Below are 14953 nucleotides of genomic sequence, written 5' to 3'. Positions count from 1 at the left end.
TCCACGATGGACCCGCCGATGTTTGCTTGGGGGCCGCTTCAAAGATACCGGGGGAGTCTGTCCCGTTTGCACGCCGGCGGCCCTGGCTGAGGCGCTCAACATGGTTCCCTGCTGCGGATAGCGGCGCCAGGACCGATCTGTCACGGTTGGTATTGATCTAGGGAAGCAGACCCAAAATGCGTGGGCTGTCCGGCGAAGTCGAAACACAGGGCTACGGTACCCACCTGACCCCCGTGACCTCGTCGGCTGATTAACTCCCGATAATGCCCGTGTAATTGTCAGACCCCCTTGTCATGATGGCTTTATGGGGACAGCAGCGGTGGCCAAGGCTTATGCGGACATCAGGTCTGCCCTCGCCGTGCTGGACGCGGAGGTTGACGGCCAAGGCTCGTTACCGTTTTCTGCGGTTGACCCTCTGGCTGGTTTGGCGGATGGGTGCCTGGATGTTCTGGCTGGTGCGCGGGAGGTGGAGGCCGGGTTCGCGGCGTTGAAGGCGAAGGCGGCGGTGAAGTATTCGGAGTCTGCTTGTGCCGTTGCGGGTCCGGATGTGCCGGTGGTGGCGCAGGAGATGGCGGTCGCGGCGGAGATCGGGTGTGTGTTGGTGTTGGGGCCGCGGGCCGCGGGGTCGTTCCTGGCCACCTCCCATGCCTTGACGGCCGGGTTGCCGCTGACGTTGGCGGCGTTGCGGGCCGGGACGGTTTCGTGGCAGCACGCGGTGGTGATGGCCGATGAAACCGCTGGCCTGGATGCTGCCGGGGCGGCGGCGTTGGAGGCGCATTTCCTGGACCCTGGAGTGCCGGATGGTGCGCGGGGTTGCCCGGTCGGGGAGTTGCCGGCGCACCGGTTTCGGGCCAAGGCGCGGACATGGCGGGAACGCCACCATGCGGAGTCGATCGAGACGCGCCACGCCAAGGGGGTGGTGGAGCGGCGGGTGGAGTTCCGGCCGGACCGGGACGGGATGGCCTGGCTTAGCGCGTGCCTGCCCGCGGATCAGGCGGTGGCGGGCTGGAACCGGCTCACCGCCGAGGCCCGGTCAATGCAGGGTCCGGACGAGACCCGGACCATGACCCAACTCCGCGCCGACCTGTTCGCGTCCGCGGTTCTGGGCAGCGGGATTCCCGCCAGCACGGACGCCAGTGGTACCGCGGCCGGCAGCGTTGAAGAAACAGATGTCCTGCCGACATCAATAAGGGCGCAGGTGCTGGTCACCGTTCCCGTGTTCTCGTTGCTGGGCGTGACCGGTGAACCGGCAATGCTGGACGGGTACGGGCCGATCCCGGCTTCGATGGCCAGGGACCTGGTTGCGAGCGGCAGTGAGTCGTTCCACCGGGTCCTGGTGGACCCGCGGGACGGGGCACCGCTGGAAATCGGCAGGACCAGCTACCGCCTCACGAAAGCCATGCGAGCCTGGCTAAGGTTGCGCGACGCCAAATGCCCGTTCCCCGGCTGCAGCAACCACTCCCTCGACAACGAGGCCGACCACCTCCTCGCCTGGGCCAACGGCGGCACCACCGGAATCAGCAACCTGGGACAACCCTGCCCGAAACACCACAAACTCCGACACACCACCGGCTGGAAACCCACCCCCGCCACCAAGAACGAACCACCAGGCTGGACCTCACCCACAGGCCGGCACTACGCCAGCGAACACCAGGACTGGGAACCACCCCACTGGCCGAAGGGGTGGCCGTCCGGGTTATTGCCCGGGGCCGGCAACAGACTTGGAGAACAGAGCCTTCTGGAAGATGCCCTCGTCCAGTACCTTGCCGCGTGACGCACCCGCTTGCAGCGGGCCGCCGGCTGAGCAGCGCTGACAGCTACTGGTGCGTCCGGCGGTAGCGGATGTGGGTGGCCAGGGGAGAGTGGAGCACCTCAACGGGTTCGAAATCGAAGGACGCAATCCCGTCGAAGATCCGCTCACCTGATCCGAGCAGCACTGGTGCGATGTCGAGGGTCAGTTCGTCAACCACCCCAGCCGCCAATGCCTGCCGGACCGTGGATGCCCCTCCTGCAATATCAACGCCCTTGCCGCCGGCCGCCTCGAGCGCCGCAGCGTACGCCGCCTCGAAGCCGTCGGTGACGAAGTGGAAGGTTGTCCCTCCCTCCATCTGGATCGGATCATGCGGGTAATGGGTAAGGACGAACACCGGTGCATGGTAGGGCGGCTCGGGGCCCCACCATCCGCTCCATTCCTCGTCCCAGTCCCCGCGGACCGGACCAAACATGTTCCGGCCCATCACGTAGGCGCCCCGCGGTCGCATCAGCCAATCAGCCGCGATCCCGTTGGCCTCATTGGCGCGGGGATCGCCGATGTGCCAGCCGTGGAGTTCCAGCCCGCGCTTGCCCAGCGGGTTCTCGCGGCTTTGGTCGGGCCCGGCGACGAACCCGTCCAGGGACATTGACATGTGGCAGGTGGTGTCCGGCACAGCGAACCTCCAGGGTTAAGTGCAGCTTCTGACCGATCGGGTGCGGGGAGCCTAACATGCAGCAGTGGCAGGAACTACCCCCGGGAACGGGACGAAGGAAAGGTCCTAATCGCTCCGTGTGCCGAACACGATTTCGTCCCAGGACGGGACACTGGAACGCTTGGGCCGGGCAGGGCGCTCCGGGGCTTCGGTCTCCGGCAACTGCCCGGTGGAGGGGACGCATCGTTTTGCTTGGGTGCCGGACGGCGGGGATTGCTGCCCAGCAGTTCATCCAGGCCGGCCCCGCCGGAATTGCCGGATCCGGCAGCAGGCGCGGAACCGGACGGCTTTTGCGGGGACGCCGCAATGGTGATTTCCCGGGTGTCGGTGCTGACGCCGTCGTGAAGCCGCAGGGCGTCGTCGTTGCCGTCCCGGTGCGGCGGAAGCAGGCTCAGCCGGGACAACATCGACGGCCTCGCATCTCGGCGGCGGATGAACGAATCACCCTGCGCTGCCGGTGTTTCCTGCGGCCCGTCCTGTGGTTCGGTTTCTTCCGGTTCCGGCTCCGCCGGCGCCTCGGCGACCACCTCGGAAGGCCGTGGGTGGGCAGCCGGTACGCCGTGCGCCAGGAGCAGCGCCAGGGCGTCGTCCGAATCCTCGTCCACACCCAGCCGCTGGCCGCGCCGTGACCGGAGCATGTCCAGGAGCCCGTCGGATTCCTTCCCGGGGTCCTGGGCAGGGCCCTGGCTGCCGGGAGATGTCTTTGCGCTGTCCGCGTCAGTTTCAAAATCGAACGGGCGGTCGGAAACCGCAGTGAGGCGGCGGGCCGGAACGGGGCCATCCAACGGTTCGAGTTCGCTCAACTGCTGGGCCCAGCGGTTGGTGTTCTGCAGCGACTTGCGTCCTGGGCTGAAGGTCCAGAGCGCAGGCGGCTCTTCCCCAATGCCGGTGGTCCCGCCGGGTTTTGCCTCAAAGTTTGCCGAGACTGTCCAGGTGCCGTCCTGGCGCCGCCAGGAGTCCCATTCCACGGTGGCGGGGTCGATGCCATGCGCAGAGAGGCGGTGGGCCACCATGTCGTCCAGGGTTGCCGGGTTGTCGCCAAACGCGGACCGGAATGCGTCATGGCCGGGGGAGGGTGCCGCGACTTCAACCTTCCGTGCCTGCTGTGCAACGTACTCGCGCTCAGCAAGGACCGGGCCCTCGTAGCGCTCCACTTTGGCCAGCGGCATGCCGGACAGTTCCGCTACGTCGGCAGCGGTGGCGCCGGCACGGATCCGGGCCTGGATGTCCCGTGGAGACATCGGAACGGCTGGCCGCTCCATCCGCGGTTTGGCCGTGGACCGGCTGGCCGTCCTGAGGGCTTCATCGATCGGCAGCTGGAACATCTCGCCGCCGGCCCCGCTCAACAGGAGATGTGTCCCGTCGTCGTGCACGCCTACAAGCCGTAGATCCTGCATACAAAATCCTCCACCCTGGCATTACTATCAATCGAAACTCTGCCACCCGGCAGCGCTGAATTGGCTCAAGGAACAGGGCGCGCCGTGATTTTCCGCCGGATCCGGGCCCGGACGTGGAGTGAAGGCAGCGTTATGGCGTGGCCAGGGCGGCCGTCAGCTTGTCCGGATGCCGGGTGGAAGCCAGCCAGTAGGGGGTTTGGTCGGCAGGGTCCGTGATTTCGATTTTCACCACGGGATCGATCCAGCCGCGGATGCAAAGGTAGGCCAGGCCGTTGAGCCGGGTGCCGCGTTCCGCCGTCGCTTCGCCGGCTTCAAAGTGCTGAACGCTTCCCACGAACCGGCGTTCGATGGTGGCCCGTCCAACCGTGAGGGCATCCGCCGTGACGGTAATGGCGGGGGTGGAAAGGACAAGGAGCGCCGTAATGATGGCCAGCAGTATCAATGCCGCTGTGTAGCCCGCCGCCATGCTGATAGGTGCGAAGACCAGGATGCCTGCTGCAGAAACACCGGCAGCGATGACCCAGATCCAGGCGTTGGGCCACAGCTTCTCCCGGTAGATGACGGGTGCCCCGGCGGAGGGTGTGCTGGGAACGGACGCGGGCGAGCTTGATTCGGGCATAGGCCAAGCTTTCCACCTTTGGCCCGCTATTTCACCTTGGGTGGGGCCGCCGGGAGGTCCGCCCGCCACGGGTTCCTTAGGACTGTTCCGTGGGCGCGGGTTAGAGTGAGTGACTGTGACTGATCATCCCGCCACGGTAGACATTGCCCCGGACACAGCATTGCCAGCGCCTGCTGTTCCCACCCTCCAGGTCCAGTTGAAAATGCTGGATCCGGACCTGGAAGCGCCGACCTACGCACATCCGGGTGACGCCGGCGCGGACCTGCGTGCCCGCGAAGGTGTTGTCCTGCTCCCCGGGGAGCGCAAGCTGGTTCCCACCGGCGTCGCGATTGCGCTGCCGGAGGGTTTCGTGGCGCTGATCCACCCCCGCTCGGGCCTCGCCACCAAGCACGGCCTGACCATTGTCAACGCTCCAGGCACCGTGGACGCGGGCTACCGGGGCGAGATCTCGGTGACCCTCCTGAATACCGACTTGTCCCAGCCGATAGCGCTGCGGCGCGGCGATAGAATTGCCCAAATGGTCATCCAGCGGGTTGAGTACGCCCAGTTCATTCCTGTCAGCGAATTGAGCGGTTCCGTGCGCGGCACGGGCGGCTTCGGGTCCACGGGCGGATTCACCGTTCCTGGGGCCTGACCCCGCAAACGCATCCGCTGCCACGCCAGCACGTACGACGGCGGGACCTCCACGGGTCCCACCGGCACCATCCAGAACTGGCACATTTCAGGAATAAGGAGTCACCCATGGTCTTTGGGCTCGGCAGGAAAGCAAAGAACGAAGAACCGGCGCAGCCGGCTGAAGAACTGACGATTGCAGAGGACGGGGAAGGCGAACCGGGCACCGCTGCCCGCCGCCAGGACGGCCCCTTCGACGAGGCCGAAATCAGCAGCCGTGACGGCTTCGTTGACCTGGGCGCCCTGCTGATCACCCCGAGCGAGGGCCTCCAGCTCCGCCTTGAGGTGGAAGAAGCCACCCAGCGGGTGGTGGCAGTCACCCTGGACCTGAACGGCTCCAGCCTCCAGCTTCAGGCCTTCGCCGCCCCCAAGACGGAAACACTGTGGGACGAGATCCGGGAACAGATCGGCCAGTCGGTGGGCGCGCAGGGCGGACAGGTTGAGGAAGTGGAAGGCGCCTTCGGCACGGAACTGGTGGCCAAGCTGCCGGCCGGGCTGCCCGATGGCAGCCAGGGCTACCGCGTGGCCCGGTTCATCGGCGTGGACGGACCCCGCTGGTTCCTGCGCGGTGTCCTGGGTGGACCCGCGGCGCTGGAACGCCCGGCCGCCGAGCCGCTCGAGGCCCTGTTCCGGCAGGTCGTGGTGGTCCGCGGAGACAGCCCCATGCCGCCGCGCGACCTCTTGCAGCTGCGGCTGCCCAAGGATGCCTCAACCACTCCTCCGCCCGCCGCGACCACTTTGGAGGAGCCCGAACGTGGTCCCGAAATCACCCAGATCGGCTAAGTCCCCGGAGAACGGCAGCGCGCAGGCGGGACGCGGAATCACTCCTCTGGGCCAGTTGCCGGACCGGGGCAGGGTCCTGTGCCAGGGGCATATCGAATCAGTGACATTCGTCCCGGCCGACCGGACGGCCGAATTCAGCGCCATCGTCACGGAGGACGACGCTGTCCGTCCCGCCGGACCGGGGCAGGGCAGGCCCCCGAGGCTCCGTGTTGTCTGGCTGGGCCGCCGCCGGGTTCCGGGCATCGAAGCCGGTGCGGAAATCCGGGTTGAGGGGATGCTGGCCCGCGGCAAGGACATGCCCACCATCTTCAACCCCCGCTACGAGATTCTGTCCCGCCAGGAGAACGAATGACCGAGCACCAGCCCGAACAGCCAACCGGCCCCGAGAACCCCGGCAGGACCGGGCCGCAGGGCAGGCCGCAGGATGCCGGCCCCTCTCCGGTTGCAGGACTGGCCGCCGGGTACGCGGCCAAGGCCGGACTTCACCGCACCCATGACGGACAGGTGGACGTCCTCCGGAGCGCCGGGGGAGTGCAGGGCATTGCCGAGAGCATCGTTCCCGGCCTGGTCTTCCTGGTCGCCTTCACCGTCACACGTGAACTCAGCCTCTCCCTGGTGGCCGCTCTGGCTTCGGCCGCCATCTTCACCGTCGTCCGGCTGGTGCAGCGGCGTCCGCTGACCCAGGCGCTGGCGGGCGTGGCCGGCGTCGGTATTTCCGCGTGGCTGGCCAACACCACCGGCAAGGCAGAGGATTTCTACCTCCCCGGTTTCTTCACGAACGGAGCGTACATCCTGGCGATGGTTCTCTCCATTGCGGTCAAGTGGCCCGTGGCCGGCCTCCTCTTCGGCTTCATCCGCAACGAGGGCGTGGAGTGGCGCAAGGAACCGTCCCGGGTCAAGGCCTACCGCCTGGGCACGTGGATCATCGTGGCAGTCCTGGCCCTCCGGCTCATCGTCCAGGTGCCGCTCTACCTCATGGGCACGGACGGGCTGGCCGCACTGGCCACCACCCGCCTCATCATGGGCGCACCGTTGTACATCCTGGGCATCTGGGTGGCCTGGCTGGTAACCCGGCCGGCACCCAAAACCGCGCCGGCGGACTAACCGTCGAAGCCGTCGTCGTCCTGCGCGTGGCCGTGGCCGGCCGCGGCGGCCGGCTCGGCGTCGCCCACGGCCCGCTCCCCGGTGTCAATACTGCCCGGGGCGGAGGAGAGGAGCTCACGCAGCCTGTCCTCGGCCGCAATGGTGGTCACGAAGAAGAGCTCATCCCCGCCGTCGATGACGTCGTCCCGGCTGGGCGTGATGGGTGCCTGGTCGCGCAGGATCGCCACCAGGGTGGCGTCCTCGGGCCAGTGGATGTCTCCCACTGTCATGCCGATCACGTGGGAATCATGGGGAACGGTGAATTCCACCAGTGAAGCCACCCCGGTCTGCAGCGTCAGCAGGCGGACCAGGTCGCCGATCTCCACCGCCTCCTCCACCAGGGCGGTCATCAGCTGCGGCGTGTTGACGGCGACGTCGACGCCCCAGGAATCATTGAACATCCAGTCGTTCTTCGGGTTGTTGACCCGGCCCACGGTGCGGCCAACCCCAAACTCTGTCTTTGCGAGCAGGGACACCACCAGGTTGACCTTGTCGTCGCCGGTTGCGGAGACCACGACGTCGGCGTCCTCCACCTTGGCGCCCTGCAGGGTGGAGAGTTCGCAGGCGTCGCCCACCAGCCAGTGGGCGCCCCTGAGCCCGCTCCGGCCGATCACCTCGGGCTTGAGGTCGATCAGCAGGATCTCGTGCTTGTGCGCCAGCAGTTCCCGGGCAATGGATGATCCGACGCTGCCGGCGCCGACGATAACGACTTTCACTGGTACTCCTTGGCAGGGGCTTTGGCGAGGATCTGGGCGATCTGGGCGCTGCGGTCCACCTGCAGCATGGCGTGCACGGTGTCCCCGTCCTGGTACGCCGTTCCAGCGTCAGGGAGCAGGCCCTCGCCGAAGCGGGTCACATAGGCCACCCGGACGTCGGCAGCCTTTTCGATGCTGCTGATCCGGTGTCCAATCCAGCCGGCATCGAGGTCCAGTTCAGCCAGGACCAGCCGCCCGGAAGGTTCACGGAAATCACCGGCGAGGTGCTGTTCGGGAAGGATGCGGCGCAGCACCTGGTCCGCGCTCCAGCGGACGGCGGCCACCGTGGGGATGCCCAGGCGCTGGTAGATCTCGGCACGTCCCGGATCGTAGATCCGGGCGACGACGTGCGGGACGTGGAAGGTTTCGCGGGCCACCCGGGTGGCCAGGATGTTTGAGTTATCACCGCTGGAGACGGCAGCGAAGGCGTAGGCCTCGCCCACGCCAGCCTGCTTAAGGGTCTCCCGGTCAAAGCCCACACCGGTGACCTTCCGGCCGGTGAAGCCCTGGCGGAGCCGGCGGAACGCGCGGTCATCCTGGTCGATGATGGCCACGGAATGGCCGGCATCCTCCAGCGTGTGCGCCAGCGTTGCCCCCACCCGGCCACATCCCATGATCACGAAATGCGCCACCGTATCTCCTCTGTATCTGTGTCAGGATCGTGCAGCTAGAACTCTACCGGCATGGCACCTGTTAGGCCTGGCAGGCGCCCGTCATGACATCGACCGCGAATCAGACTAGCTTTGTGGGGTGTTGACAATACTGAACGCCGTCAAACGCGTCCTGGTGGGCAGGCCCTTCCGGAATGACCGCCTGGCCCATACCCTGCTCCCCAAGAAGATCGCCCTCCCGATTTTCGCCTCCGACGCCCTGTCGTCGGTGGCCTACGCACCGGACGAGATCCTGCTCACCCTGGCTTTGGCCGGCGTCAGCGCCGTGGCCATCTCGCCCTGGGTTGGCTTGGCCGTCATGGTGGTGCTGCTGACCGTGGTGGCCTCCTACCGGCAGAACGTGCACGCCTACCCGTCCGGCGGCGGCGACTACGAGATCGCCAATGTGAACATGGGAAAGTACGCCGGCCTGACCGTGGCCTCGGCCCTCCTGGTGGACTACGTCCTGACGGTTGCCGTGTCCATGTCCTCGGCTGCGGCCTACCTCACCACGGCTGTCCCGTCCCTGCACGGCCAGCAGGCAATCATTGCCACCATCGGCGTCGTGATCCTTGCCTTGGTGAACCTTCGCGGCATCAAGGAAGCGGGCAGCGTCTTCGCGGTCCCCACGTACATCTTCATGGCCTCGATCCTGGGCATGACGGCCGTGGGCATGTTCCAGGCCGCCACCGGGCAGTTGGGGCAGGCGCCGTCGGCCGCGTTCACCATCGTCCCGGCCGAGGGCTTCGACCAGGGCCTGGTGGGCCTGGCCGGTGCGTTCCTGCTGCTGCGGGCCTTCTCCTCCGGCGCCGCGGCGCTCACCGGCGTCGAAGCCATCAGCAACGGCGTCCCCAATTTCCGGCATCCCAAAAGCAGGAACGCTGCCACCACCCTGCTGCTGCTGGGCATGATCGGCGCCGCCATGCTGGCCGGGATCATCTACCTGGCCAACGCCACCAAGGTCCACATCGTCCTGGACCCGGCCAAGGAATTCCTGCTCAATGGGAACCCGCTGCCCGAGGGCTACATCCAGAACCCCGCCATCAGCCAGATTGCGCAAACGATCTTCGGCGCGGGCAGCATTCCCTTCTACATCGTGGTGGCCGCCACCGGCGTCATCCTGGTGTTCGCTTCCAACACTGCCTTCAACGGCTTCCCGGTCCTGGGCTCCATCCTCGCCCAGGACGGCTACCTGCCCCGCCAGCTCCGCACCCGCGGCGACAGGCTCGCGTTCAGCAACGGCGTACTGGCCCTGGCGGCAGGCGCGCTGATCCTGATCATCTCCTTCGATGCCGACGTCACCAAGCTGATCCAGCTCTACATCGTGGGCGTCTTTATCTCCTTCACCCTCAGCCAGCTCGGGATGATCCGGCACTGGGGCCGCGAACTGAAGCTGGCCAAGGACAAGGCCGTCCGGCGCAAGATGATCAAGTCGCGGACCATCAACAGCATCGGTTTCGGCATGACCGGACTGGTGCTGGTCATCGTCCTGATCACCAAATTCCAGCAGGGCGCCTGGATCGCGCTGCTGGCCATGTTCATCCTCTTCCTGATCATGTGGAGCATCCGGGCCCACTACGACAACGTCGCCAAGGAACTCGCGGTGGACGAGGACTCCTCACCGCGCGCCCTGCCCACCAGGGTCCACGCCGTCCTGCTGGTCTCGCACGTCCGGAAGCCCGTCCTGCGTGCCCTGGCATACGCCCGCGCGTCCCGCCCCTCCCGGCTGGACGCCATCACCGTGGACATCGACCCGGACGAGACGGCGCACACCATCGCCGACTGGGAAAAGCTTGAGATCCCGGTGCCGCTGACCGTCCTCGCCAGCCCGTACCGCGAGACCGTCACGCCGATCATGGACTACGTCAAGCAAATGCGCCTGGACTCCCCGCGGGACCTGGTGGTGGTGTACATCCCCGAGTACGTGGTGGGTAAGTGGTGGGAGCAGCTGGTGCACAACCAGACAGCCCTCCGCATCAAGACCCGGCTGCACTTCGAACCGGGCGTCATGGTGGCCAGCGTTCCCTGGCAGCTCAAATCCTCCGAAGAAGCCAAGAACCTCCAGGACGTCCAGTGAGCACCAGAACTTCCCGCGCCATCCAGCCGGCAGCTGCTCCGGCGGAAGGGGACCAGGCCGGCCACACCGGCCAGGAGGCCGTGCTCGACGTCGGACCGGTAGCCCACGGCGGGCACTGCGTGGCGCGCCATGAGGGCCGCGTGGTCTTTGTCCGGCACGCCGTTCCGGGCGAGAAGGTCCGGGTCCGGCTGACCGATGCGGGCGACGATGCCAAATTCTGGCGCGCGGACGTCATCGAGGTTCTCGATCCATCCCCGGACCGGGTGGAGCACTTCTGGCACGTGGCAGATTCCCTGCGTGCCTGGGGCCACGGCCACCCGCCGGTGGGAGGTGCCGAATTCGGGCACATGGCCCTGGCCAAACAGCGCAGCCTGAAGGCGGACGTCCTCGCCGAGCAGCTCACCCGCCTTGCCGGCTTTGAGCAGGTGCCCTCCGCGTGGAACGGTGCCGTGGAACCCGTCGGGGAAGCGGACGACGGCGGCACCGGCCTTGGATGGCGCACACGGGCCAGTTTCTCGGTCACCCCCGGCGGCAGGCTGGGCATGCACGCGCACCGTTCCGACTACATTGTTCCGGTGCGGGAGATGCCGCTTGCCAGCGAAGCCATCAACGCCCTGCGCCTCTGGGACCTGGACCTGCAGGGCATCGACCGGGTGGAGGTGGCCGCTCCGGCCAACGGGTCCCGCCCCCTGGTACTCCTGGCCCCTTCGCCCGGTACCAAGGACAAGCGGCTGCGGGCCATCGCCGCCGCGCTGCCGGCCGACGCATCGGTGGCCGCCTTCGATCCGTTGGCCGGCACGGTCGTGCAGCTCCGGGGGCGCACCTGGGTGCAGGAATCCGCCGTCGGCCATGACTACCGGGTGACCGGCGAGGGTTTCTGGCAGATCCACCGCGACGCGCCCGGGACCCTTGTGGGGGCTGTCACAGAATTCCTGCATCAGGGGGACTACCTCAACCCCGGTGCGGTGGTGGCTGATCTCTACGCCGGTGCGGGACTCTTTACCGCCGTACTGGCGGACGCCGTAGGCGGGACGGGATCCGTCCTCTCGGTCGAGGGGGCCCCGGGCACAAGCCGCGACGCCCGGAAGAACCTGCATTCTTCGCCCCAGGTGGAAGTGGTCCAAGGGCGCGTGGAGCGGGTCCTGCGCCAGAAACCGCGGAATTTCGACGCGCTGGTCCTTGACCCGCCGCGCGCCGGTGCCGGGAAAGCCGTCGTCGGGCAACTCGTGGCCGCCCAGCCCCGGGCCATCGCCTACGTGTCCTGCGATCCGGCGTCGTTCGCACGTGACCTCGGTTACTTCCGCCGCTCCGGGTGGGGACTCGCCGGGCTCCGGGCCTTCGACCTGTATCCCCACACCCACCACCTCGAGACGGTCGCATTGCTGGCTCCGGCTCCGTGATGCCGCTGCGGTTATCGACTACGATTGCCGTAGTAGTCCCACGTCGCGCCCGAATTCTCGGCCGGCCGTGTGCAAATTTTCGGGCCCTTGAGCTACTTAGGGCTTCCTAACTAGCAGGCGGTCAACCGCGCGACAAAGATGAAACTGTTGCGAGAGGAGTCCTGCGATGAGCACTGTGGACAGCTTCGGTTCAAAAGGCAAACTTAATGTAGCCGGAACCGAGTACGAAATTTTCCGGTTGAACTCCGTTGAAGGTGCAGAAAACCTTCCGTTCAGCCTCAAGGTATTGCTTGAAAACCTGCTGAGGACCGAGGACGGCGCGAACATCACTGCCGATCACGTCCGCGCTTTGGCAGGCTGGGATCCGAATGCGGAGCCCGATACAGAAATCCAGTTCACGCCGGCGCGCGTGATCATGCAGGACTTCACCGGCGTTCCCTGCGTGGTCGACCTTGCCACCATGCGTGAGGCAGTCAAGGACCTGGGCGGCGATCCGAAGCGGGTCAACCCCCTGGCCCCCGCCGAGATGGTCATCGACCACTCCGTCCAGATCGACGCCTTCGGCAACTCCGGCGCACTGGAGCGCAACATGGAGATCGAATACCAGCGCAACGGTGAGCGTTACCAGTTCCTGCGCTGGGGCCAGACCGCGTTTGACGACTTCAAGGTTGTTCCTCCGGGAACCGGCATTGTGCACCAGGTCAACATCGAGTACCTGGCCCGCACGGTCATGACCCGCGAAGTGGACGGTGCGCTGCGCGCTTACCCCGACACCTGCGTTGGCACCGACTCGCACACCACCATGGTCAACGGCCTGGGCGTACTGGGCTGGGGCGTCGGCGGCATCGAAGCCGAGGCAGCGATGCTCGGCCAGCCCGTCTCCATGCTCATCCCGCGCGTCGTGGGCTTCAAGCTCAGCGGCAGCATCCCCGCCGGCGCCACCGCAACCGACGTGGTGCTGACCATCACCGAAATGCTGCGCCAGCACGGCGTGGTGGGCAAGTTCGTCGAGTTCTACGGCGAAGGCGTCGCAGCAGTGCCGCTGGCCAACCGCGCCACCATCGGCAACATGAGCCCCGAGTTCGGTTCCACCGCCGCCATGTTCCCCATCGACGACGTCACCCTGGACTACCTGCGCCTCACTGGCCGGTCCGACGAGAACGTTGCCCTGGTCGAGGCCTACGCGAAGGAACAGGGCCTCTGGCACGACCCCTCCCGCGACATCAAGTTCTCCGAGTACCTCGAGCTGGACCTGTCGACCGTCGTTCCGTCGATCTCCGGCCCGAAGCGCCCGCAGGACCGCATCATCCTCACCGAGTCCAAGGCGCAGTTCCGCGAGGACCTCCGCAACTACGTCAAGGTGGACCTCGCCGACGGCAGCCTGGACGAAGCGATCGACGAGAGCTTCCCGGCGTCCGACTCACCTTCGTTCACCGCCACGGCAACCCACCTCACCGAGGAAGCCCCGCACGCCCACGGACCGAAGTCCAACGGCCGCCCGACGAAGAAGGTGGCTGTCAAGACCGCTGACGGCCGCGAATTCGAGCTGGACCACGGTGCGGTGTCGATCGCCTCGATCACCTCCTGCACCAACACGTCCAACCCGTCCGTGATGCTGGCGGCAGCACTGCTGGCCCGCAACGCCGTCGAAAAGGGCCTCGCCGCCAAGCCGTGGGTCAAGACATCCGTTGCCCCCGGTTCCAAGGTTGTCACCGACTACTACAACAAGTCGGGCCTGACCCCCTACCTGGAGAAGCTCGGCTTCTACATCGTTGGTTACGGCTGCGCCACCTGCATTGGCAACTCCGGCCCCCTCGACGCCGAAATCTCCGAGGCCATCCAGGCCAACGACCTCTCCGTCACCGCAGTCCTCTCCGGCAACCGCAACTTCGAAGGCCGGATCAACCCGGACGTCAAGATGAACTACCTGGCCTCCCCGCCGCTGGTCATCGCGTACGCCCTGGCCGGAACCATGGACTTCGACTTCGAGAACGACGCACTGGGCCAGGACGAAGCCGGCAACGACGTCTTCCTGAAGGACATCTGGCCCAACCCGGTCGAGGTCCAGCAGGTCATCGACTCCTCGATCGACAAGGGCATGTTTGCCCGCGGCTACGAGGGCGTCTTCGACGGCGACGACCGCTGGAAGGCCCTCGACACCCCGGCCGGCGACACCTTCGCCTGGGATGAGAAGTCCACCTACGTCCGGAAGCCCCCGTACTTCGACGGCATGAAGGCCCAGCCCGAACCCGTCAAGGACATCTCGGGTGCCCGCGTGCTCCTGAAGCTCGGCGACTCCGTCACCACCGACCACATCTCCCCGGCCGGTTCCTTCAAGTCCGACACCCCCGCCGGCCAGTACCTGCTGGCCAACGGCGTGGAGCGCAAGGACTTCAACTCCTACGGCTCCCGCCGTGGCAACCACGAAGTGATGATCCGCGGCACGTTCGCGAACATCCGCATCAAGAACCAGCTACTGGACGGCGTTGAGGGTGGCTTCACCCGCGACTTCACCCAGGCCGACGGCCCGCAGGCATACGTCTACGACGCCGCGCAGAACTACCAGGCAGCCGGCACCCCGCTGGTGGTCCTGGCAGGCAAGGAATACGGTTCCGGATCATCGCGCGACTGGGCCGCCAAGGGCACCGCCCTGCTGGGCGTCAAGGCCGTCATCGCCGAGAGCTACGAGCGCATCCACCGCTCCAACCTCATCGGCATGGGTGTCCTGCCGTTGCAGTACCCGGCCGGCGAGAACGCTGCCAGCCTGGGCCTGACCGGCACGGAAACCTTCTCGGTTGAGGGCGTCACCGCCCTCAATGAGGGCACCACGCCCAAGACCCTGAAGGTCACCGCCACCGCAGAGGACGGCTCCTCCAAGTCGTTCGATGCCGTGCTGCGCATCGATACCCCGGGTGAAGCGGACTACTACCGAAACGGCGGCATCCTGCAGTACGTGCTGCGCCAGATCTCCGCGAACTAGCGGGTTCCAACA

Annotated in this window: 12 protein-coding genes and 1 pseudogene; 8 read left to right on the top strand and 5 right to left on the bottom strand. The window is 66.6% G+C overall.

Annotation, left to right across the window (positions count from 1 at the left end; genetic code table 11):
* Positions 1-304 precede the first annotated feature (304 nt).
* Complete coding sequence (locus NIBR502771_RS17365) at positions 305-1774, top strand: HNH endonuclease signature motif containing protein (RefSeq protein ID WP_141160790.1); 1470 nt, start codon at positions 305-307, stop codon at positions 1772-1774.
* A gap of 43 nt (positions 1775-1817) precedes the next feature.
* Here NIBR502771_RS17365 and NIBR502771_RS17360 read toward each other — a convergent pair whose 3' ends face one another.
* The 3 genes and pseudogenes from NIBR502771_RS17360 to NIBR502771_RS17350 form a co-directional block, all read right to left on the bottom strand.
* Positions 1818-2426: a dihydrofolate reductase family protein gene (locus tag NIBR502771_RS17360; RefSeq protein WP_141160789.1), complete on the bottom strand. Its 609-nt coding sequence runs from the start codon at positions 2424-2426 to the stop codon at positions 1818-1820.
* A gap of 105 nt (positions 2427-2531) precedes the next feature.
* Positions 2532-3862, bottom strand: a pseudogene (sepH, locus tag NIBR502771_RS17355) (septation protein SepH).
* 130 nt (positions 3863-3992) lie between these two features.
* Positions 3993-4481 carry a DUF3093 domain-containing protein gene (locus NIBR502771_RS17350; protein WP_141160788.1) on the bottom strand — a complete coding sequence of 163 codons (489 nt, stop codon included), beginning with the start codon at positions 4479-4481 and terminating at the stop codon, positions 3993-3995.
* Between the two features lie 115 nt (positions 4482-4596).
* Between NIBR502771_RS17350 and dut the strand changes: the two genes are divergently transcribed.
* The 4 genes from dut (at position 4597) to NIBR502771_RS17330 (ending at position 7040) form a co-directional block, all read left to right on the top strand.
* Entirely contained in the window at positions 4597-5115 is a 519-nt protein-coding gene (dut, locus tag NIBR502771_RS17345; protein WP_141160787.1) for a dUTP diphosphatase, read from the top strand.
* 107 nt (positions 5116-5222) lie between these two features.
* Positions 5223-5936: a DUF3710 domain-containing protein gene (locus tag NIBR502771_RS17340; protein ID WP_141160786.1), complete on the top strand. Its 714-nt coding sequence runs from the start codon at positions 5223-5225 to the stop codon at positions 5934-5936.
* Positions 5937-5982: 46 nt separating this feature from the next.
* Positions 5983-6288 (top strand): OB-fold nucleic acid binding domain-containing protein, encoded by a 306-nt coding sequence (locus tag NIBR502771_RS17335; RefSeq protein ID WP_141161614.1) that lies wholly within the window; start codon positions 5983-5985, stop codon positions 6286-6288.
* A complete protein-coding gene (locus NIBR502771_RS17330) occupies positions 6285-7040 on the top strand; it encodes a DUF3159 domain-containing protein (protein ID WP_141160785.1) in 756 nt (251 codons plus the stop codon). The genes NIBR502771_RS17335 and NIBR502771_RS17330 overlap by 4 nt, the downstream gene beginning before the upstream one ends.
* Here NIBR502771_RS17330 and NIBR502771_RS17325 read toward each other — a convergent pair.
* Together NIBR502771_RS17325 and NIBR502771_RS17320 are read right to left on the bottom strand one after the other, a co-directional pair.
* Entirely contained in the window at positions 7037-7795 is a 759-nt protein-coding gene (locus NIBR502771_RS17325) for a TrkA family potassium uptake protein (protein WP_141160784.1), read from the bottom strand. The genes NIBR502771_RS17330 and NIBR502771_RS17325 overlap by 4 nt on opposite strands.
* On the bottom strand, positions 7792-8466 hold the full coding sequence (locus NIBR502771_RS17320) for a TrkA family potassium uptake protein (protein WP_141160783.1): 675 nt from the start codon (positions 8464-8466) through the stop codon (positions 7792-7794). Before NIBR502771_RS17320 ends, NIBR502771_RS17325 begins: the two co-directional genes overlap by 4 nt.
* A gap of 118 nt (positions 8467-8584) precedes the next feature.
* Between NIBR502771_RS17320 and NIBR502771_RS17315 the strand changes: the two genes are divergently transcribed.
* From NIBR502771_RS17315 to NIBR502771_RS17305, 3 genes are all read left to right on the top strand, one after another.
* A complete protein-coding gene (locus NIBR502771_RS17315; RefSeq protein WP_141160782.1) occupies positions 8585-10561 on the top strand; it encodes an APC family permease in 1977 nt (658 codons plus the stop codon).
* On the top strand, positions 10558-11961 hold the full coding sequence (locus NIBR502771_RS17310; RefSeq protein ID WP_141160781.1) for a class I SAM-dependent RNA methyltransferase: 1404 nt from the start codon (positions 10558-10560) through the stop codon (positions 11959-11961). The genes NIBR502771_RS17315 and NIBR502771_RS17310 overlap by 4 nt, the downstream gene beginning before the upstream one ends.
* A gap of 166 nt (positions 11962-12127) precedes the next feature.
* Positions 12128-14941, top strand: a complete 2814-nt coding sequence (locus tag NIBR502771_RS17305) for an aconitate hydratase (RefSeq protein WP_141160780.1) — start codon at positions 12128-12130, stop codon at positions 14939-14941.
* The last annotated feature ends 12 nt before the right edge of the window (positions 14942-14953 follow it).

It is taken from the genome of Pseudarthrobacter sp. NIBRBAC000502771 (assembly GCF_006517215.1).
GTDB classification, from domain to species: Bacteria; Actinomycetota; Actinomycetes; order Actinomycetales; family Micrococcaceae; genus Arthrobacter; species Arthrobacter niigatensis.
This window is presented reverse-complemented; position numbering and strand designations above follow the sequence as displayed.

What these genes read in the sequence shown, in the direction of transcription:
- NIBR502771_RS17365 (WP_141160790.1), top strand. Translation starts at nt 305, where the DNA reads ATGGGGACAGCAGCGGTGGCCAAGGCTTATGCGGACATCAGGTCTGCC.
- NIBR502771_RS17350 (WP_141160788.1), bottom strand. Translation starts at nt 4,481, where the DNA reads ATGCCCGAATCAAGCTCGCCCGCGTCCGTTCCCAGCACACCCTCCGCC.
- NIBR502771_RS17340 (WP_141160786.1), top strand. Translation starts at nt 5,223, where the DNA reads ATGGTCTTTGGGCTCGGCAGGAAAGCAAAGAACGAAGAACCGGCGCAG.
- NIBR502771_RS17330 (WP_141160785.1), top strand. Translation starts at nt 6,285, where the DNA reads ATGACCGAGCACCAGCCCGAACAGCCAACCGGCCCCGAGAACCCCGGC.
- NIBR502771_RS17305 (WP_141160780.1), top strand. Translation starts at nt 12,128, where the DNA reads ATGAGCACTGTGGACAGCTTCGGTTCAAAAGGCAAACTTAATGTAGCC.